General features: G+C 71.2%; 20 protein-coding genes. 12 read left to right on the forward strand and 8 right to left on the reverse strand.

Going from position 1 to position 19176, the window contains the following annotated elements:
• Positions 1–40: 40 nt before the first annotated feature.
• From AB4112_RS15235 to AB4112_RS15245, 3 genes are read right to left on the reverse strand one after another with little or no spacing between them, the layout of a single operon-like run.
• Positions 41–967, reverse strand: a complete 927-nt coding sequence (locus AB4112_RS15235) for a homocysteine S-methyltransferase family protein (protein ID WP_309794235.1) — start codon at positions 965–967, stop codon at positions 41–43.
• A gap of 60 nt (positions 968–1027) precedes the next feature.
• Positions 1028–1693, reverse strand: coding sequence for a response regulator (locus tag AB4112_RS15240; RefSeq protein WP_441720742.1), 666 nt, complete (start codon positions 1691–1693; stop codon positions 1028–1030).
• Positions 1690–3078, reverse strand: coding sequence for a histidine kinase (locus AB4112_RS15245; RefSeq protein WP_441720744.1), 1389 nt, complete (start codon positions 3076–3078; stop codon positions 1690–1692). The genes AB4112_RS15240 and AB4112_RS15245 overlap by 4 nt, the downstream gene beginning before the upstream one ends.
• A 188-nt stretch (positions 3079–3266) precedes the next feature.
• On the opposite strand from AB4112_RS15245, the gene AB4112_RS15250 reads away from it, so the two are divergent.
• From AB4112_RS15250 to AB4112_RS15260, 3 genes are read left to right on the forward strand one after another with little or no spacing between them, the layout of a single operon-like run.
• Entirely contained in the window at positions 3267–4004 is a 738-nt protein-coding gene (locus AB4112_RS15250) for a MotA/TolQ/ExbB proton channel family protein (RefSeq protein WP_441720746.1), read from the forward strand.
• Complete coding sequence (locus tag AB4112_RS15255) at positions 4001–4636, forward strand: hypothetical protein (protein ID WP_441720748.1); 636 nt, start codon at positions 4001–4003, stop codon at positions 4634–4636. The genes AB4112_RS15250 and AB4112_RS15255 overlap by 4 nt, the downstream gene beginning before the upstream one ends.
• On the forward strand, positions 4633–5232 hold the full coding sequence (locus tag AB4112_RS15260) for a hypothetical protein (protein ID WP_441720750.1): 600 nt from the start codon (positions 4633–4635) through the stop codon (positions 5230–5232). Before AB4112_RS15255 ends, AB4112_RS15260 begins: the two co-directional genes overlap by 4 nt.
• Before the next feature lie 28 nt (positions 5233–5260).
• Here AB4112_RS15260 and AB4112_RS15265 read toward each other — a convergent pair whose 3' ends face one another.
• The 3 genes from AB4112_RS15265 to AB4112_RS15275 all read right to left on the reverse strand — a co-directional run bounded on the left by AB4112_RS15265 (position 5261) and on the right by AB4112_RS15275 (position 8380).
• Complete coding sequence (locus AB4112_RS15265) at positions 5261–5719, reverse strand: YcgN family cysteine cluster protein (protein ID WP_441720751.1); 459 nt, start codon at positions 5717–5719, stop codon at positions 5261–5263.
• On the reverse strand, positions 5716–7116 hold the full coding sequence (locus AB4112_RS15270; protein ID WP_441720752.1) for an amidase: 1401 nt from the start codon (positions 7114–7116) through the stop codon (positions 5716–5718). The genes AB4112_RS15265 and AB4112_RS15270 overlap by 4 nt, the downstream gene beginning before the upstream one ends.
• Positions 7117–7210: 94 nt before the next feature.
• The gene (locus AB4112_RS15275) at positions 7211–8380 is read right to left on the reverse strand and encodes a hypothetical protein (protein ID WP_441720754.1); all 1170 of its coding nucleotides are present in this window, start codon (positions 8378–8380) and stop codon (positions 7211–7213) included.
• A 138-nt stretch (positions 8381–8518) separates the two neighbouring features.
• Here AB4112_RS15275 and pxpB point away from each other — a divergent pair, with 138 nt between their 5' ends.
• From pxpB to AB4112_RS15300, 5 genes are all read left to right on the forward strand, one after another.
• Complete coding sequence (gene pxpB, locus AB4112_RS15280) at positions 8519–9226, forward strand: 5-oxoprolinase subunit PxpB (protein ID WP_309794223.1); 708 nt, start codon at positions 8519–8521, stop codon at positions 9224–9226.
• Positions 9223–10230 carry a biotin-dependent carboxyltransferase family protein gene (locus AB4112_RS15285; protein WP_441720756.1) on the forward strand — a complete coding sequence of 336 codons (1008 nt, stop codon included), beginning with the start codon at positions 9223–9225 and terminating at the stop codon, positions 10228–10230. The genes pxpB and AB4112_RS15285 overlap by 4 nt, the downstream gene beginning before the upstream one ends.
• Positions 10231–10276: 46 nt before the next feature.
• Positions 10277–11137 carry an alpha/beta fold hydrolase gene (locus tag AB4112_RS15290; protein WP_441720758.1) on the forward strand — a complete coding sequence of 287 codons (861 nt, stop codon included), beginning with the start codon at positions 10277–10279 and terminating at the stop codon, positions 11135–11137.
• Between the two features lie 188 nt (positions 11138–11325).
• A complete protein-coding gene (locus tag AB4112_RS15295; protein ID WP_441720760.1) occupies positions 11326–11799 on the forward strand; it encodes an NUDIX domain-containing protein in 474 nt (157 codons plus the stop codon).
• A 6-nt stretch (positions 11800–11805) separates the two neighbouring features.
• Entirely contained in the window at positions 11806–12432 is a 627-nt protein-coding gene (locus AB4112_RS15300) for an HD domain-containing protein (RefSeq protein WP_441720762.1), read from the forward strand.
• A gap of 209 nt (positions 12433–12641) precedes the next feature.
• On the opposite strand, the gene AB4112_RS15305 is transcribed toward AB4112_RS15300, so the two are convergent.
• Entirely contained in the window at positions 12642–13511 is an 870-nt protein-coding gene (locus tag AB4112_RS15305) for a LysR family transcriptional regulator (protein WP_441720764.1), read from the reverse strand.
• Positions 13512–13630: 119 nt separating this feature from the next.
• Between AB4112_RS15305 and gstA the strand changes: the two genes are divergently transcribed.
• The 4 genes from gstA (at position 13631) to AB4112_RS15325 (ending at position 18520) form a co-directional block, all read left to right on the forward strand.
• Complete coding sequence (gstA, locus tag AB4112_RS15310) at positions 13631–14245, forward strand: glutathione transferase GstA (RefSeq protein ID WP_441720766.1); 615 nt, start codon at positions 13631–13633, stop codon at positions 14243–14245.
• A 24-nt stretch (positions 14246–14269) separates the two neighbouring features.
• A complete protein-coding gene (locus AB4112_RS15315) occupies positions 14270–14863 on the forward strand; it encodes an isochorismatase family protein (RefSeq protein WP_441720768.1) in 594 nt (197 codons plus the stop codon).
• 51 nt (positions 14864–14914) lie between these two features.
• Positions 14915–15292, forward strand: coding sequence for a 4a-hydroxytetrahydrobiopterin dehydratase (locus tag AB4112_RS15320; protein WP_441720770.1), 378 nt, complete (start codon positions 14915–14917; stop codon positions 15290–15292).
• A gap of 99 nt (positions 15293–15391) precedes the next feature.
• A complete protein-coding gene (locus AB4112_RS15325; RefSeq protein ID WP_441720772.1) occupies positions 15392–18520 on the forward strand; it encodes a LysM peptidoglycan-binding domain-containing protein in 3129 nt (1042 codons plus the stop codon).
• Between the two features lie 157 nt (positions 18521–18677).
• On the opposite strand, the gene AB4112_RS15330 is transcribed toward AB4112_RS15325, so the two are convergent.
• A complete protein-coding gene (locus AB4112_RS15330; protein ID WP_441720774.1) occupies positions 18678–19142 on the reverse strand; it encodes a dihydroneopterin aldolase in 465 nt (154 codons plus the stop codon).
• Positions 19143–19176 lie beyond the last annotated feature (34 nt).

The raw sequence follows: 19176 nt of genomic DNA on the forward strand, positions 1-19176 counted from the left end.
CCCGTCGTCAACATGTCGAACAAAAACGACTGAAAGTTGGTCAGCGTGCCGTGGCGGCGGCCAGGTCCGGCAGCGCCGCCCGCAGGCGGGCGATGTGCTCCGGCCCGATGCCGCAGCAGCCGCCGACCAGCGAGGCGCCCAGCCCGGCCCAGCGCCGGATCCAGCCGAGATAGCTGTCGGGATCCAGGTCGGCCCGCAGGTCCGACAGGCCGTCATTGGCGGCGGCATCCTCCGGCTGGGGCGGGAAGGCATTGGCATAGACGCCGATCCGGGCCGCCGAGCCGGCGTTGCCGACGACGCGGACTGCGGCGGCGATGGCATCGCCCATCGCCTCGGGCTGGCTGCAGTTGAACAGCACGGCCGCCGCGCCGAGATCCAGCGCCGCCCGAACCGCTGCCGCGGCCGGTTCCCCGGACCGCAGGCGCGGCGCGCCGGGCTCGGGGCGCTCGTCCTCGATGGTGTAGGAGATCCAGAGCGGCTTGCCGTGCCCGGCCACGGCGGCCGCCGCGGCGGCCGCCTCGCCGATCGAGCTCTGCGTCTCGGCCAGCCAGAGATCGACATGCGGCGCCAGCCCAGCGACCAGGATCTCTGCGATCTCCGGCGCGCGCTCGGGCTGGAACAGGTCCGGGCGATAGGACCCGAACAGCGGCGGCAGCGATCCCGCCACGCGCACCCGGGCCGGCGCCCCCGCCGCGGCCCGGCGGGCCAGCCGGCCGGACAGGTCGGCCAGATCCAGGCCCCGGGCGGCGAAGCGGTCCTCGCCGATGTGGAAGGGCACCAGCGCATAGCTGTTGGTGGTGATCACCTCCGCCCCGGCGGCGATGAAGGCCTCATGCGCCGCCTGCACCGTCTCCGGCGCCTCCATCAGCGCCAGCGCCGACCATTCCGGCTGCCGGAACGGGGCCCCCATCCGGGCCAGCTGCCGCCCCATGCCGCCATCCAGCAGCGTCACCCCGAGTCCTGACATGTCGAATCCTTCGAATCCGCAACCGGCATGCTTGTACCCGGAATCCGCGACGCCGCGGGATTACCGCGGTGGCCGCGCGCCCTGCTGCTCCGCCTGAACCAGGCCCATGCCGATGGCGAGCCACACCAGATGGGCGTCGGTGCGGGCGCCGACCTTGGCCTTGATCTGATAATGGTAGTTGCGGACCGTCTTGAGGCTGAGATGCAACGAGGCCGAGATCTCCTCGTCCGACCAGCCCGAGGCGACGAGGCGGAGGATCTCGGTCTCGCGCGGGCTGAGCTCGTCCAGCAGGGAGCTCGGGCGGGCAAGGCGTTCGGCGGCGATCTCCCGGGCCACGTCGTCGCTCATGGCCCGGCCGCCCCGGGCGACGACCGCGATGGAGCTGACCAGCTCGGCGGCGTCGCTGCCCTTGGTGACGTAGCCGGCAGCGCCCGCCTCGAACGCTTTCAGGGCGAAGCCGGCGCCGCTGTGCATGGTGAAGATCAGGATGCGTGCGTCGCGGTCCCATTGCCGGATGTGACGCAGCGCCTCGATCCCGCCGATTCCGGGCAGCGAGAGGTCCATCACCACCACGTCGGGCCTGGACCTCTGATAGGCCTGGTAGGCGGACGTGGCGTCATGGGCCTCCGCCACGACCTTGTAGCCCGGGGTCCGCTCCAGCAGCCGGCGATAGCCCTCCCGCACCACGGGGTGGTCGTCGACCAGCAGGATGGTCAGCTCGGTCATGCCGGGGCCGACGCCTCGCGGGTGGGCATCAGGGGGATCAGGGCGGCAACGCGCACGCCCCACCGTGCCTGGCTGATCGACAGGCTGCCGCCCAGCGCCGTGACCCGCTCACGGATGCCGAGGATGCCGTAGCCCGGGGCCCAGCCCAGCCGGGACAGGGTGCCGCCGCCATCATCCTCGACACTGACCGCGACGGCGTCGCGTCCTTCCGCATCCACACGCTGCACCTGCAGGCGGACATCGCGCGGCTTGCCGTGGCGGGCGGCGTTGGTCAGGCATTCCTGGGCGATGCGGTAGATGCTCAGGCTGGTCGCCTCGGGCAGCCCGGCGAGGTTGCCGACGATGTCGAGATGGAAGGCCGCCTGTCGGTCCTTCTGCGCGTTCCACCCGGCGACGAGCTGGGCCAGGCTGGCCTCCAGGCCGAGTTCCTCGACCTCCTGCGAGCGCAGCCGGGCCAGGGCGCCGCGCAGCGTCGCCGTCATCCGCTTGCTGGTCTCGCGGATCGAGCGCGCGTCCTTGGCGAGGTCGGGGCGGTCCGCCGCCTCCAGCTCGATCACCGTGGCCAGGGCGCCGACCGCGGCGAGGCACTGGCCGAACTCGTCATGCAGATCCCGCGCCAGCGCCCGGCGCTCCTCCTCCTGCACCTGGAACAGGCGGTTGGTCAGCGCCATGCGCTGCGCCGTCGTCTCCGCCAGGCGGGAGGTCAGGTCGTTCACCGCGCGGGAGATCCGGTCGAACTCCGCCGTGCGATAGCCGGGCAGACGATAGCTGTAGTCGCCGCGCTCCAGCCGCCGCAGGCCGGCGACGATGGTCCGGGCCGGCATCAGCGATTGCCCGATGACCGCGGCGGCCAGGACGCCGATCCCGGCGGCGAGCAGCGCCGCGACGCTGAGCACGACATCGGTGCGCTGCCAGGCCTGGCGCACCGCGGCGCCGCGATCCGGTTCGGCGGCAACCACCCCGGCCATCGGCTGCCGCGCCGTCAGGGGCCGCTCGACCCGCGCATAGGCGCCGAAGACATGGTCGTAGAAGGCCTGGAACCAGGCCGGTGCCGGGTCGCTGATCGTCTCCAGCTGGCTGCACAGGCGCCGCGGCGCTTCGTTGCCGGGAGTGACGGTGATGCAGACGCCCGGCGAGATGACCTTCATGGTCGCCATCGTTTCCCAGTCCGGGATGGGCACCAGATGCTCCCGGCTGAGCCCGCCGCGCCACAGCAGTTCGCGCCAGTAGAGCGTCTCCAGCGTGTTGGCGACCCGGTCGGCGGATGCCGACGCCTCCTTCTCGATGGCGCGATGGGTGTCGATCAGCACCCAGCCGACGGCACAGGCCAGGCAGACCAGAACGACGCCGGCGAGACGCAAGACGAGATGAACGAATAGGTTCATTTTTCGCTCTCGCCCGAATGGATCTTGCTCATACTGGTCATTCCGCTCCCCGGCTGGCAAGCGCGGAGGCACCTTGCGGCGCGGCTCGGGCATATTGCCCAAGGCGGTTCGGGATCGATGCCCAGGCCCTTTGCCTTGCCGATCGATAGGCTCCGGATGTCGTCCATGAGCCGCCGGGGCCTATCCGCATGAGCGAGCGCACATTCGAACTGCCCGGGCGCGATCCGCTGCTGCCCTGGCTGATCTTCACCGGCGTCAGTCTCTTCGCGTTCGTCCTGCTGTGGTATTTCGGCCTGATCGGGCGGATGGTCGCCAGCGACCGGACCTATATCTCGTCGATCATCGGGCTGCTCTATGTCGCCAGCAGCCTGCATTGCCTGTGGCGCATCCTGATCATCTCGCGGGAAGGCGACGCCGCCCTCAGGACGGCCCGGGCCATCGCCCGGAACGGCGGCCCCATCGGCAACGCCGAGGGAGACGGCCGGCCAGCTGGCCTGGTCGCGGTCCACATCCGCGATCTCGTCACCAAGGCCGCGCTGCAGGGCGCCGAGCGCCTCGACCAGACGCTGCTCCTGCGCGTCCTCGCCGGCCGGTTGCGCGGTTCGAACCCGTTCGGCGCCTTCGCCAGCGACACGCTGATGAAGCTCGGCCTGCTGGGCACGATCATCGGCTTCATCATGATGCTGGCGCCGATCGCCGGGCTGGACACCGAGAACCGGGAGGCGGTCCGGTCGTCGATGTCGCTGATGAGCGACGGCATGGCGGTCGCCATGTACACGACGCTGGTCGGCCTGGCGGGCTCCATCCTGCTCAAGGTCCAGTACGCGCTGCTGGACAGCGCCACGGCGAAGATCTTCGCCTTCGCGGTCGACCTCACCGAAGTCCATGTGGTCTCGGCGCTCGAAAGCCGGGCGCCCGCGGAATGATCGACGACTTTGACCTCCTGCCGCGCGACGAGCCCTTCGACCCGTTCAGCGTGGTGCTGTTCAAGGCGCTGCAGGTTCTCGCCTTCCTGTTCTTCGTCGCGCTGCTGATCGTGGCGCCGGAAGCGAAGGAGGGGAAGGTCGACAGCAAGGCCGAGTTCCTCATCAGCGTGGACTGGCCGGACAACCATCCCGACGACATCGACACCTTCGTCCAGGATCCGATCGGCAATGTCGTCTGGTTCCGCCGGCGCGAGGCCGGCTTCATGGTGCTGGACCGCGACGACCGCGGCGGCCTCAACGACTTCGTCCTGGTCAACGGCCAGAAGGTGCTGACGGCGACCCGGGAGGAGCTGGTCAGCCTGCGCGGCGTGGTGGCCGGCGAGTACACGGTGAACGTCTATCACTTCACCGCGCTGACCAGCCAGGCGGTGCCGGTGACGGTGACCGTCCAGAAGCTCAACCCGGTGGTGAAGATCGTCGCCAAGGAAACCATCCAGCTCGACCAGGGCGGGACGGAAAGGACCGCGGTGCGCTTCACCCTGGATGCCGCCGGCGCGGTCACGGAGACCAGCCACATCGAGAGGTCGATCCTGCAGACCTTCCACAGCACCTGGCGGAACGGCGCGCCATGATGGCGCTCGAGACCAGCGTCCTCGGCCTGTCGCTGGCCTATGTGCTGCTGAGCGTGCTGCTGCTCGTGGCGATGATATGGCTGCCGATCCGGCGGCGGTTCAAGATCGCTGCGATCCTCGCCGCCAGCGTCTTTTATGTCGTGGTCTTCTTCGCGACGCAGGGGCTGCTCGGCTGGTCGGCGCCGGTGGCGGTGCCGGACCGCTTCCAGGTGCTGTGGACGCGGGTGATCGAGCCGAACCCGTCCCGCCGGGAGCCCGGCGCCGTCCATCTGTGGCTGGAGGAGCTGGACGATTCCAACCTGCCCAGCGGCGTGCCGCGGGCCTATCTGCTGCCCTATTCGACGGAGTTGGCGCGGCGCGTGTCCGCGGCGCAGGCGGAGATCGAGAAGGGCCATCCGCAGGGCGGCCGGGCCCAGGCCTTCGGCAGCCCGTCGCATCAGCCGATCGGCACCGGCCCCGTGGACACCACGGCACCTCCGGGCGGTGACCCCTCGGGTGGCGGGCTGCTCGATCCCGCCTTCCTCGGCGGCCAGTCGAAGTCGGTCGACCTGGTGCCGCTGCCGAAGCCGGTGCTGCCGCCCAAGGACATCCCCTGACGCCAACGCCGTCCCGGCCGGCTTCCGTTCAGGCCGGCCAGTCGACGATGTGGTCCTCGAACTCGTCCTCCGGGACCTCGTCCTCCGACACCACCTTGTCGCGCACGCTGATGCCGGCCTCGTGCACCGTCTCCGGGTCGCCGGAGACCAGCGGGTGCCACCAGTAGAGGTCGTGGCCCTCGGCCAGCAGGCGGTAGGCGCAGGTCGACGGCATCCAGCCGAGCTCGTCGACATTCTTGACCGTCAGCGCCACGCAGTCGGGCACGAAGGTCTTGCGGGTGGGGTAGTGGGTGCAGCGGCAGCTGTGGGTGTCCAGCAGCTTGCAGGCGATGTCGGTGTAGTCGACGTTGGGCGTGTCCGCCGGCTCGTCGGCATTGCGCAGCTTGTGCAGGCAGCAGCGGCCGCAGCCGTCGCACAGCGACTCCCATTCCGGCCGGGTCATCTGGTCCAGGCGCTTGCGCTGCCAGAAGGGCTTTTTCTCGGTCATGAGGTCGCCAGCGGCGGCAGGGCCCAGGGCTGCGCCGCCTCGAAGGCGCGGGCGGCGCGCAGCACCAGCCCGTCCTGGAACATCGGGCCGATGATCTGCAGCCCGATCGGCAGCCCCCCCGAGGTCAGGCCGCAGGGCACGCTGGCCGCCGGCTGCTGGGTCAGGTTGAACGGGTAGGTGAAGGGCGTCCAATTGGCCCAGTAGGACCCGTCCGGCGCCAGTGGCAGGTCCTGCCCGGCGGTGAAGGCGGGGATCGGCAGGGTCGGCATCAGCAGCAGGTCCCAGTCCTGGTGGAACTGGTTCATGCGCACCCCCATCCGGCCGCGCGCCATCACCGCGCGGGTGTAGTCGAGCAGCGGGATCGCCGTGCCCTCGGCGGCCGCACGGCGCAGGCCGGGGTCGATCAGCGCCTGCTTCTCCTCCGAAATCCCGGTGAACAGCGTGGCCGCGCCGACGAACCAATGGGTGCGGAACACCGGCCCGGTGTCGGGCAGGTCCAGCGTCACGGTCTCGACCCGGGCGCCGAGCCGGGCGAAGATCTCCGCCGCCTTCGCCACCGAGGCGGCGATCTCGGGGTCTACCGGGGCGCCGTCCAGGGTCGGGGCGTAGGCGACGCGCAGGCCGCGCACGCCGTCCTCCAGCCCCTGGGTGAAGTCGGTCGGCGGGAAGGGCAGGGCGGTCCAGTCGCGCGGGTCGGGCTGGGCCAGCACCGACAGCATCAGCGCCGCATCGCGCACCGTCCGGGTCATCGGGCCGAGATGCGAGACGGTGCCGAAGGGGCTCAGCGGAAACGCCGGCACCCGGCCGAAGCTGGGCTTGTGCCCGAAGATGCCGGTGAAGCCGGCGGGGATGCGGATCGACCCGCCGCCATCGGTGCCGATGTTCAGGGCGGCCATGCCGGTCGCCGCCGCCACCGCCGCACCGCCGGAAGAGCCGCCGGGCGTCTTCGAGAGGTCCCAGGGGTTGCGGGTGATGCCGGTCAACGCCGAATCGGTCACGCCCTTCCAGCCGAATTCCGGCGTGGTGGTGCGGCCCACCAGTACCGCCCCGGCCTCGCGCAGCCGCGCCACCGCCGGCGCGTCCTGGTCCCAGGGGCCGGCCGGATCGATAGTCCTAGACCCGCGCAGGGTCGGCCAGCCGCGCGTCAGCAACAGGTCTTTAATGGTGGTCGGCACGCCGTCGATCGGGCTCAGCGGCCGTCCCTCGCGCCAGCGCGCCTCGGACTGGCGGGCCGAGGCGAGCGCTTCTTCGGGGTAGACCCCGCAGATCGCGTTGACCCGGGCGTCCAGCCGCTCGATCCGGCCGAGGCTGGCCTGCGTCGCCTCGACCGGGGACAGGCGCCCCGAAGCATAGAGGCCGGACAGCTCGGCTGCCGACAACAGGGCCGGATCGGTCACGCGGGGTCTCCTGGTCGCGAAGGCGGGGCACGGCACATCGGCACCGCGCCCCTATCATCACCGCCGCGGCGGCACGATCAAGAGGCGTGGCGGATCAGGGCTTCGGCGCGCGCCCGACCTGCAAGGGCGACAGGGCGCGATTCCAGGTCAGCTGGACCAGTTGCAGGAACGGCGGCGCCGCGGCCGGGKCGGTCCCGGTGACGCGGCCGAGCAGGACGCAGCCGCCGTCGACCGGCACCGACGACCAGGCGGGCGAAAGGCGGCCGAACACCATTTTCGCGCGGTTCTGCGCGTCGCCGGCCGCCACCTGCCACTTCGCCGCGGCGACCTTGCCGGCGGCGTCGGCGATGGCGCAGTCGGACCACAGCAGGGCGAGGATCCCCTGCGGGCCCCGGCTCTTGGCCCGCAGCTCGCCGATCAGGAGGGCGGGATAGGATGGGATGCCGTTCGCCCCGGTGAAGGCGTCCTTGACCGCGGCGGGCCCGGCGGCGCCCGGCTGGGCCATGGCGCCGGTTGCCGCCTCGAAGGCCGCATCGCCGGCCGCATCCGGCGTCATCAGCAGCCGCAGCTGGGTCAGCGTCTCCGTGGGTTGCAGCGTCTTGTCGAGGCCGTCGAGGAGTCGGCGGATATCGATGCGGCCGCCGACGCCGGGAGGGGCGGACTTCATGAGCTCGAGCGAGGATACGTCCGGCGCCAGCAACAGCAGGGGGCCGTCGAGGTCCAGCGCCGAGGAAACCCCGAGCCTGTTGCGGAACGGATCGGCGGGATCCTGCTGATCCAGCTGGAGCTGGCCCGGCGTCCCGCGGATCCAGGCATGGAAGGGCCCGTGGCTGTCCTGGACATAGCCGCGCCGGACCCAGATCCTGGTCAGCGCATCCGCATCCACGTCCTTCAGGCGCAGCACGGCCGGTGCGGGGCCGGGGGCCGAGTCCTCGAAGAAGGCGATGCGTTCGATCCGGTCCGGGCCGAAACCAGCCCGTTCGCCGAAGCCGCCGGGCTGCTGATCCTCCATCGCCAGCGGTGTCTGCAGCATCTCGGGTGGCGCGGCCGTCCGCAGCGCGATGGCCAGGCTGGGGCCATCGACCGCCAGGGCCGTGACGTCGAGATAGCCGACGATCGAGGGCTTGCCGCCGGGCGGTGTCATCGGCAGGTGGCTCAGCAGCTCGCGGACCGCCGCGGTCGGCGAATCCTGTGCGATGGCCGGCGCGGCGAGCAGCATGGATGCCACCAGCAGCGTTGCGGCCTGATACGGTCTGCGGATCACGGGATTCTCCTCGTATCGCCAGGACATTCGCCGTTTAAGCGCCCGATCGTGTCAGAAAGATGGGCCGGGCCGGCTCCGCGGGCGCTTCCGCCGGCCATCCGGCCGCGCTATGGCTTGGGGAGCCTCGAGGAGAAGCCCGTGCCCGCTGCGTCGATTGCCGTGATGACCGAGACCGCGATGGTGGTGCGCTTCGGCACGACCATAGACCCGGCGATCGCCGACGCCATCCAGGCCCTGGCGGCATCGCTGGACGCCGATCCGTTCCCGGGTTTCGTCGAATCCTCTCCCGGCTTCGCCACGCTGGCGGTGTTCTTCGACCCCGACGCCGTGCCGCGCGACCGCGACGAGCCGCCGGCCGCCTCGGTGCAGCGGCTGCTGGAGGCGCGGCTGGCCAACCTCGACCCGGCGGCGCTGGGCGAACCCCGGCTGGTCGAGATCCCGGTCGCCTATGGCGGCGCCTTCGGCCCCGACCTGGCCGAGCTGGCGGCGCATCACGGCCTGACCGAGGAGGAGGTGATCGCGCTGCATTCCGGCGGCGAGTACCGCGTCCACATGATCGGCTTCACCCCGGGCTTCCCCTTCCTCGGCGGGCTGCCGGAGCGGCTGGCGACGCCGCGCCGGCCGTCGCCGCGGCTGAAGATCCCGGCCGGCACGGTCGCCATCGGCGGGCCCCAGACCGGGATCTATCCGGTCGAATCGCCCGGCGGCTGGAACCTGATCGGGCGCACCCCGGTGGCCCTGTTTCTGCCGGACGGCGACCCGCCCAGCCTGCTGGCGGCGGCCGACCGCATCCGCTTCCGCCCGATCACGGCCGAGGAATACGTGGCGCTGGGAGGCCGGCCATGATCGTCGAGATTCTGGATCCCGGCCTGCTGTCGACGGTGCAGGATCTCGGCCGCATCGGCCATCGTCGCCACGGCGTGGTGGTCGGCGGCGCGATGGACCGGCGCTCGCACATCGTCGCCAATGTCCTGGTCGGCAACGATCCCGGCGCGGCGACGCTGGAGATGACCATGCTGGGCGCCACCCTGCGCTTCGCCGCCGAGACGCTGATCGCGCTGGCCGGCGGCGGCATGCGCGGCACCATCGATGGCGAGGTGCTGCCGGTGCGGCGCCCGGTGCTGGTGCCGGCGGGGGCGGAGCTGCGCTTCACCCCGACCAATATCGGCTGCCGCACCTATCTCGCCCTGGCCGGCGGCATCGACGTGCCGCCGGTGCTGGGCAGCCGGTCGACCTATCTGCGCGCCGGCCTCGGCGGGCTGCAGGGGCGGGGGCTGCGGGCTGGCGACAGGCTGGCGGCGGGAAGACCGACCGCGCTGGGCGACCGCTTGGCCCGGACCCTGGCGGCGGAGCGGGCTGACCGGCCCTTCGCCACCACGATCTGGACCGCCGGCGCCGACCTCGACCCGTCGCTGCGCCAGTCGCCGCATGTCCATGTGCTGCCCGGGTTGCAGGCGACCGAGTTCGACCAGGACAGCCTGGCCGCCTTCCACAATGAGCGCTTCACCCTCAACCCGCGCTCCGACCGCATGGGCTACCGGCTGGACGGGCCGGCGCTCAGCCTGATGAATCCGCGCGACCTGCTGTCCGAGGCGGTCACATCGGGCACGGTGCAGGTGCCGCCCGAGGGCCGGCCGATCGTGCTGATGGCCGACGCCCAGACCACCGGCGGCTATCCCCGCATCGCTCAGGTGATCGAGGCCGACCTGCCGGTGCTGGGCCAACTGCGCCCCGGCGACGCCCTGCGCTTCGTGCCGGTCGGCCTGGCCGAGGCCGAGGACCGCCGCCGCCGCACCCGGCTCGACCTCCGGCGGCTGGCCGCCGGGGTCGCCGTCCACGCCGGGGGCTGACCGCACCGCTTCGAAACCGCACCGCTTCGAAATCGAGGACGACCGCATGCGCGCCCGGATCCGCGACACCGAGATCTATTTCGACATCGACGGCGCCGGGCTGGTGCCGGATGGCGGCGCGATGCGCGAGCGGCCGACCGGCTTCCTGATCCATGGTGGCCCCGGTTCCGACCACAGCGGCTTCAAGCCGAGCATGAGCCCGCTCGCGGAGCACATGCAGCTGGTCTATTTCGACCATCGCGGCCAGGGCCGATCCGGCCGCGGCGACCCGGCGCGCTACACCCTGGACGAGAATGTCGAGGATATGGAGGCGCTGCGCCGCCATCTCGGCCTCGGCCCCATCGCCAGCATCGGCACCAGCTATGGCGGCATGGTCGCCATGGCGCATGCCGCGCGGTATCCGCAGTCGGTGTCGCGGCTGGTGCTGATCGTCACCGCGGCGCAGGGCGGTTTCATCCTGCGGGCGCAGCAGATCCTGCGCGAGCGCGGTAATGCCGAGCAGATCGCGGCCGGCGACACGCTGTGGGCCGGCGGCTTCCGGGACGAGGAGCAGCTGCAGCGCTACTACGACGCGATGGGGCCGCTCTACGCTGTGCGGCACGATCCGGTGGCGGCCGCGGCGACGCGCGGGCGGGGCATCGGGTCGCCGGACGCGATCAACCGCGCCTTCGGCCCGGACGGCTTCCTGCGCCGGCTCGACCTGCGGCCGGAGCTGGCGCGGATCACCGCGCCGACCCTGATCCTGGCCGGCCGCCACGACTGGATCTGCCCGCCCGAATTCTCCGAGGAGATCCACCGCCTGATCCCGGGCTCGACCCTGCGCATCTTCGAGAACAGCAGCCACTCCATCCGGGTCGACGAGCCCGAGGCCCTGCGCCAGGCGATCGCGGCGTTCGTGGCGGGGTAGGGGGCAGCCTGCGCTCGGCACTCTCCCTCGTCATTGCGAGCGTAGCGAAGCAATCCATGGAGCCGCCTGGCATGGATTGCTTCGTCGGCTACGCCTCCTCGCAATGACGGCGTTAGGGGTGACGGTGTCGCGTCAGCCCTGTCTCCGGTGCGGTTGACACCGAAGCCTCCCACCGCTCATCTGCGACCATGACTCCGGCCAGCCGCACCCTGCCGCGCCTGCTGCACCGCGCCCACAACGCCTATCTCCGGCTGCGCAAGCCGCTGACCCTCGGCGCCCGCATGGTGGTGCGGGACGGGGAGGGGCGCTTCCTGCTGGTGCACCACACCTACCGCCCCGGCTGGTTCTTCCCCGGCGGCGGCGTGAAGAAGTGGGAGAGCTTCGAGGCCTGCGCCGTGCGCGAGGCGCGCGAGGAGGCGGCGGTCGAGGTCGAATCGGTGGCCGGGCTGTTCGGCGTCTACGCCCATTTCGACCAGCTGCGCTGCGACCATGTCGCCCTGTTCGTGGCGGATCGCTGGCGCCCGGCCGGCGGCCGCCTGTCCTTCGAGATCGCCGAGGCCCGGTTCTTCCCGGCCGACGCGCTGCCGAGCGACATCCACGGCGCGACTCACCGCCGGATCCAGGAGATCCTCGGCCTCCGCAGCATCGACCCTGTCTGGTGACGCCCCATGACTGAAACGCCCGCCGCCCCGCCCGTCGATCGCCTGGCCCGGATCCAGGACTTCCTGCTGGTCTGCGACCAGTTCAAGCAGATCACCCGGCAGAACTACCTGACCGACGGCAGCCGGCGCGAGACCGACGCCGAGCACACCTGGCACATGGCGCTGTACGCCCTGCTGCTGAAGGACGAGATCGGTTTCGTGGTCGACATCGCCAAGGTGCTGTCGCTGGTGCTGACCCATGACCTGGTCGAGATTCACGCCGGCGACACCTTCGCCTATGACGATGTCGGCCGGCAGGACCAGGCGGCGCGCGAGGCCGCGGCGGCGGTGAAGCTGTTCGGCCTGCTGCCGCCGGATTTGCGCGACAAGGTGAATGGCTGGTGGACCGAGTTCGAGGCCGGCGAGACGCCCGAGGCGCGCTACGCCCGCGCGCTGGACCGGCTGCAGGCCTTCGCCCAGAACGTCGCCAGCGGCGGCAAGTCCTGGCACCAGCATGGCGTGACCCGGACCCGCACCTTCAGCCGGATGCAGGAGGCGCTGGACGCCGACCCGACCCTGCGGGTGCTGGTCGAGCGGCTCTATGGACGGGCCGATCGGGAGGGCAGCTGGGTGCCCGAGCCGGATCCGGTGTGACCTCGTCCCATTTCAACTGTCATTGCCCGGCTTGACCGGGCAGTCCGGGGGCCACCAAGCACCGCTCCGGCCGCCGCTGGATGCCACCCCTCGGACTTGATCCGGGGGCAAGCCGTGGCGTGACAAAATGGAGGATGTAGGTTGGGTTCGCCTCGCGAACCCAACCTCGTCCAGCCCGCGCCATTGTTGGATTCGCAAGTGAACCCAACCTACGACTGAACGCCCTCCAGCCGGACCCGATCCGCCGTCAGCGCCTCGGCCAGCCAGTCCGCGACCACCCGGATGCGCGGCACGTCCTTGGCCGGGGCCGGCAGGACGATCCACAATTCGCGGCTGGCCACCGGCACCGGCCCGGAGAGGCGGCGCAGGCCAGGGGCGTCGTCCGCGAGGTAGCAGGGGATCACGGCACGCCCCAGCCCGGCACGCACCGCGGCCAGCAGCTCCGGCCCCCCGGTGACCCGCAGCACCGGGTCGGTGCCGCCGGGCTGGTCGCGCAGCCAGACCATCTGCGGGACGGCATCCAGCGCCGGCTCCAGCGCGATCCAGCCCTCGGCCGCGCCGTTTCCCGGCCCGCAGACTGCCGGCCCGTAGACGGCGTGTCCGATCCGGACGCCCAGCCGGGCCGCGAGATCGCCGGAGCGCGGGCGGGCCTGGCGCAGCGCGATGTCGGCATCTCGCCGCTCCAGATCGGCATTGATGTCGGTGCTCAGCACGGTGGGCCGCAGCCCGGGATGGCGGCGCCGCAGATCGCCCATCCGCGGGATCAGCCACCCGGCGAAGCCGGGCAGGATCGAGATCCGCACCGGGCCCGACAGCGCCGCGTCGCGGTCGCGCGCCGCATGCTGGATGGCGATCGCCGCCCGGTCCATCACTTCGGCCTGGGCGATGACCGCGGCGCCGACCGGCGTCGGCCGGAACCGCTTCTCGATCCGCTCGAACAGAGGGGTGCCCAGCGCCGCCTCGGCTGCGGCCAGGCGGCGCGACACCGTGGTCTGGTCGACCGCCAGCGCCTGCGCCGCGGCCGAGGCGGTTCCGTGGCGCGCGATTGCCAGGACGAAGCGGGCGAGGTCCCAATCCATCTCTGCAGTATTGCAGAGTGTACCGGCAGAATCTCGGCTTTCCTGCAGGGGAGGCGGCGGCCAAATCTGTTGCGTGATCCGTCGCTCTCTCTCTGCGGCGGCCCGATGTGGAGATCCAGATGAAGCTGTACTACGCCCCCGACACCTGCTCCCTGTCGCCGCACATCGTGCTGCACGAGTTGGGCCTGCCCGTCACCCTGGTCCGGGTCGACAACCGGACCAAGAAAACCGCTGATGGCGGCGATTTCCTGGCGATCAACCCCAAGGGCTATGTCGCGGCGCTGCAGCTCGACGACGGCCGGGTGCTGACCGAGGGGGTGGTGATCGTGCAGTACCTTGCCGACCTCAAACCCGAGGCCGGCCTGGCGCCGGCGAATGGCAGCTGGGAGCGGGTGCGGCTGCAGGAATGGCTGAACTTCATCACCAGCGAGATCCATGCCGGCTTCAGCCCGCTGTTCAACGCGGCGCTGCCGGAGGAGGCGAAGGCGATCTTCCGCGACAAGCTGTTCCGCCGCTTTGCCGTGATCGAGGACGCGCTGCAGGGCCGGGACCATCTGCTCGAAGGCGGTTTCAGCGTTGCCGACGCCTATCTGTTCACGATGCTGGGCTGGACCCGGTTCTTCGCCATCGACCTCGGCCGCTGGCCGGCGATTGCGGCCTATCAGCGGCGCATCGGCGCCCGCCCCTCGGTGGCGGCCGCGCTGGCGGCCGAGGCATTGGCCCCGGCCGCCTGATCCCCCTATTCCAGGAGACGACAGATGCCTCCCAAGACCCTGCTCGACCATGCCGGCGCCCGGCTGGAACCCGCGGCCCTCTCGGAATCGGTCCTGGTGCTGATCGACATGCAGCGCGAATACAGCGACGGGGGGCTGGCCCTGCCGGGCGTCGGCCCCGCGGTCGAGGCGGCCGCGGCGCTGCTGGCCCGGGCACGCCGCGTGGGCACCCCGGTCATCCATGTGCTGAACGAGCGCAAGGGCGGGCTGTTCGACGTCGATGGCCCCTACGTCGCGCCGATCGCGGCGGTGGCGCCGGCGGCCGGGGAGGTGGTGGTGAAGAAGACCCTGCCCAATGCCTTTGCCGGCACCGACCTGGCCGGGCGCATCGCCGACACCGGCCGCTCCAAACTCGTGACGGTGGGCTTCATGACGCATATGTGCGTCGATGCCACCACCCGCTCGGCGGTCGACCACGGCCTGTTCTCGACGGTCGTGGCCGCAGCCTGCGCCAGCCGCGACCTGCCGGACCCGCTCGGCGGCGTGCGGCCGGCGGCGGAGGTGCACCGGGCGGCGCTGGCCGCTTTGGCCGACCGCTTCGCCATCGTGGTCGCGCAGGGGGATGCCGTCCGCGACTGACGCGCTATCCTCCTGCGGGCGGCGACTGTGCCGTCCGCAGGAGGAACCCCGATGGCCGACACACCGCACGCCTATCCGCCCGCCGAGATCGAGGCGCGGCTGAGCCGCGACCTGCCGCGCTGGCGCCATCAGGACGGCACCCTCCACCGCCGCTACGAGACCCATGGCTGGAAGGGCACGGTGCTGGTGATCGGCGCCATCGGCCATCTCGCCGAGGCGGCTTGGCACCACCCCGACATCTCGGCGTCCTGGGGCTGGGTCGAGATCCGGCTCAGCACCCATGACGCCGGCGGCGGCATCACCGACCGCGACTTCGCCCTGGCGGCCAAGATCGAGGACGTCGTGGGCTGGCAGCCCGGACTGGAGGGGCAGGGGCTGGAGGGCACCCCGAACGCAAACCCGCGCTTCGCCTACATCAAATACGATTAGAGAGGCGGGGTGACAGTTTCATATGACTGACAAAAAAGGGAAACCTTCCCACCCTATCCTTCCCGGCAAGTCCCGAAACGGATTCGCCAGGAAACCCCCGTGTCCTATCGCATCGACGACGCTGCGCGGAACCGCTACGCCCGCAACGGCGGCACCACCACGCCGCTGCCGCAGGACAAGGCCCAGGCCTTCCAGCGGGCGCTGGCCGAGGCGCTGCAGCATCGCTCCGAAGCCGGCGGTCCCGGGGCGCTGCAGCCGGGGCATGACCGGGTGTTCGTCGCCGACAAGGACGACAGCCTGTGGCGCATCGCGCAGGAGAACGACGTCAGCTACGCCGAGCTGCTGGCTGCCAACCGGCGCACCGACATGCCGGACTCCGGCCAGATCGACCCGGGCGAGATCATCTTCGTGCCCAATGTGTCGCCGGAAAAAGCCGCGCACACGCCGGAGGACGGCAAGGGCGTGCCGTCCGGCGAGACCGCCTTCGTCAAAGATCTCTATGACCGCGGCAACGCGCTGGAATATGCGGACCAACCGCAAGCGGTCGACTACCCCGGCGAGACCGCGGACATCCAGGCGGATGTGCGCAGCTATCTCGACGCCCTGCCGGCCGCGCAGCGCCAGGACGCGGCCCTGCGCCTGACCAGCCAGGATTGGCGCGACGCCGGGCCGGCCGGCACCGCGGTGACGCAGGCGGTGCGGGCGGAAGGGCTGCAGACCGATGCCGGGATGGTGGTCGCCGACCGGCTCTACGCGAGGGGCAACCAGCTGGAATATGCCGACGACCCCGCCGGTATCGACTACCCCCATGAGACCGATGCCCTGACCGGCCAGGTCCAGGCCTATCTCCAGACGCTGCCGCCCGGCGACCGGCAGCAGGCGGTGCAGCAGCTCTACGACCGCGACTGGCGCGACGCCGGCCCGGCCCAGACCGCGATCGAGGCGGCGGCAAAGCGCGAAAACTTGGTTCTCGCCCCCACCACCCATGCCGGCCCCGATGTCGAGCAGGCGGCGCGCGCCATCACCACCCGCGCCCAGGCCGCCGGCACGCCGGATGCCCGCTACAAGGTCCTGGCCGACGCCTATGCCGGCGCCTCGCCGCAGGTGCGGGCTGCGCTGCAGCAGGGCGACGCGGGACGGGCCATTGTCGACGGGGCCGCGCAATGGGCGGTCGACGGGCTGAAGGATGTCGACAAGGCGGCTGGCGACGCCGTGCCGGAGCTGCAGTTGATGCAGCGGCTCGACCAGCTCACCGCCGGCACCGACAAGACCCTGGCGACTCGGCTGATGACGGCGGCGGTGCCGAAGATCGAGGCGGCGAACCAGGCCTCGCTGCACGGCCCGACCGGGACGCCGCTGCAGACCGGGCCGGACGGCGCCCGGCTGCTGATGCAGGTCACCGGCTGGATCGCCGGCACGCCGGATGGCGATGCCGCGATCCAGCGCCTGGCCCAGATCGGCTTCTACGACCGCGACGCGGTCCGCAACGCCATCGGCGCCGGCAAGAACCCGGCCTATGCGCTGGCCCTGGCCAATGGCGGCGGCACCCAGGTGCTGAAGGACGACGTGCTGGCCGGCATGGATCAGTTCAAGGGCCAGGTCGGCCGCGATATCGACGCCGCCGACAAGAACCGGCTGGAGCTCGACTGGCGCTCCGCCAACTACCAGGGCGCGATGACGCCGGACCAGCTCGACGCCGCCGTCGCGGCGTTCAAGCGGGACAATCCCGACTGGGAGACGAAGCAGGCGGTGCTGGACCGGACCGTCGCCGCGGACGGCGAGAAGCTGTTGACCCAGATCCAGGCGCTGCAGTCGCTGCCGTCGGGCCTGGCCGGTCAGCAGGGGGCGGCGGATGCCAGGATCAAGCAGATCCTGGACGACCCCAAGGCGATGCGGGCGATGCAGCAGGCCATGCAGGCGAATCCGGGGATGCTCGACTCGCCGGCGACGCAGGCCACCATCGGCAATCTGGCGCGGCTCAGCGACCGCGGCCGCAAGCTGGCGGAGGAGGCGGCGACGCAATGGGCCCGGCGCGCCTTGTCGGACGCGCTCAACCCCACCGCCTCCGGCCAGCCGCAGAACATCGCGCAGGTCAAGGCGACCATCACCCGGTTCGAGACCACCGGCGCCCGCATCCTCGGCATGTCCGACGTCGATGTGCGCAAGGCGACGGCGCTGCTGCAGGACGCGCTGCCCCAGCCCGGCGAGACCGAGGCCGATGTGCAGCGCCGGCTGTCGACTCTGGACCAGAAGCTGGAAAACCTGGTCAGCCGCGAAGGCATCAAGAGCTTCGGCCGCCGCGAGCGGCTCGGGCAGCTGTTCCGCGGCATCGGCTTCGCCGCCGCCGCCGTGACCCTGACCCAGTCGGCCCCCAAGGCCTTCGCCGACCCCAATGTCCGCAACGTGCTGAAGGCCTCGGCCGATGCCGCCGGGCTCAGCCAGAAATCGATCGAGCTGATGAGCGCGGTCGGCATCCTGGGCGACGACAACAAGGCGGTGAAGCTGCTGGGCGGCAGCGACCGGCCGCTGGTCAAGGGCCTCGGCGTGTTCGGCGCCATCTTCGACCTGGCCAATGCCGGCGATGCCTTCGAGCGCGGCGACGTTCCCAGCGGGTCCCTGTACCTGGCCTCCGCCACTGGCACGGTGATCGCCGCCCTGGGCACCGGCACCATGGCGGGGCCGGTCGGCCTGACCATCGTCGTCGCCTCGGTGATCGGCCAGATGGTGTGGGGCCAGATCTCGAAGGTGCGGGAATCCAACCGCTTCATGAACGACACTTCGGCCGAGTTCCTGCGCTTTGCCGGCTTCGACGACGGCCCCGCGCACGCTTTGGTCGACCAGAGCGGCGAGGGCTACAGCCCGGTGCCGCTGCTGGTGAAATACGCGGAGCTGAAGGGTTGCGACCTGACCAAGCCGGACCAGCAGAAGGCTTTCACCGACTGGATCAACAAGATGCCGGCGGACAAGCTGGCGACGCTGCGCGACAACATCCACCACACGCTGGACGCGGCGAAGGGCGACACCGGCAAGTTCGGCAAGACCGATGCCAGCGATTCCGACTATGCCGACGTGAACCACCGGCCCAGCGTCAACGCCGGCCGCGGCGGCGCGGTCACCCAGCCCAGCGTGGCCGACAAGATCCGCGACGGCGACGCCGCGCCGGCCTCGGCGGCCCAGCTCGACATCGCGCTGGGCGTGCTGGGATTGGCCACGCTGCCGCAGCGGTAAGGACCTGCTTCGGGTTCTTCTGGTGTCATTGCCCGGCTTGACCGGGCAATCCAGGGGCCGTCAAGAACTGCTCTCGCCGCCCCTGGATGCCACGGTCAAGCCGTGGCATGACAAATGAGAGAGGTCGGCGGTTTGTTCCGGCGCCTCTCCCCCGGGTTCAGCCCTGGCGGCGCCGCTCGAAGCGGACGCCGATCGATTCGGCCTCGGGGAAGATGTCTAGCTTCTCGACCTCGGCCACCGCCCGCAGCACCATCGGGTGGGCCATGGCGAGATCTAGCACATGCTCGGCGACGGTCTCGATCAGGCGGACATGGTCGCCCTCGGCCATGGCGTGCAGGCCCTGCACCAGCCCCTCATAGGAGGGGACGCGGCCGATGTCGTCGCCGATGCCGCCCTGCGGCTGCTCGACCTCCATCTCGACGCTGATGCGGACGCGCTGGCGGCGCTCCTCCTCCTCGGCATAGACGCCGATCGACATCGGTACGGTGAAGTTGCGCAGCCGGATCAGATAGGTGGCCGGGCGCGCCGGCTCGGCGGCCGGCTGGGGGCCAACCGGCTTCAAGCCGGGGCCGGCCACGCCGCGCATGGCGAGCGAGGCGGGGGAACGGAAGGCAATGGTCATGGCACTGTACGGTCCGGATGGCGGACCCGGGCCG

Source organism: Inquilinus sp. 2KB_23 (assembly GCF_052115705.1).
Lineage (GTDB): Bacteria > Pseudomonadota > Alphaproteobacteria > DSM-16000 > Inquilinaceae > Inquilinus > Inquilinus ginsengisoli_A.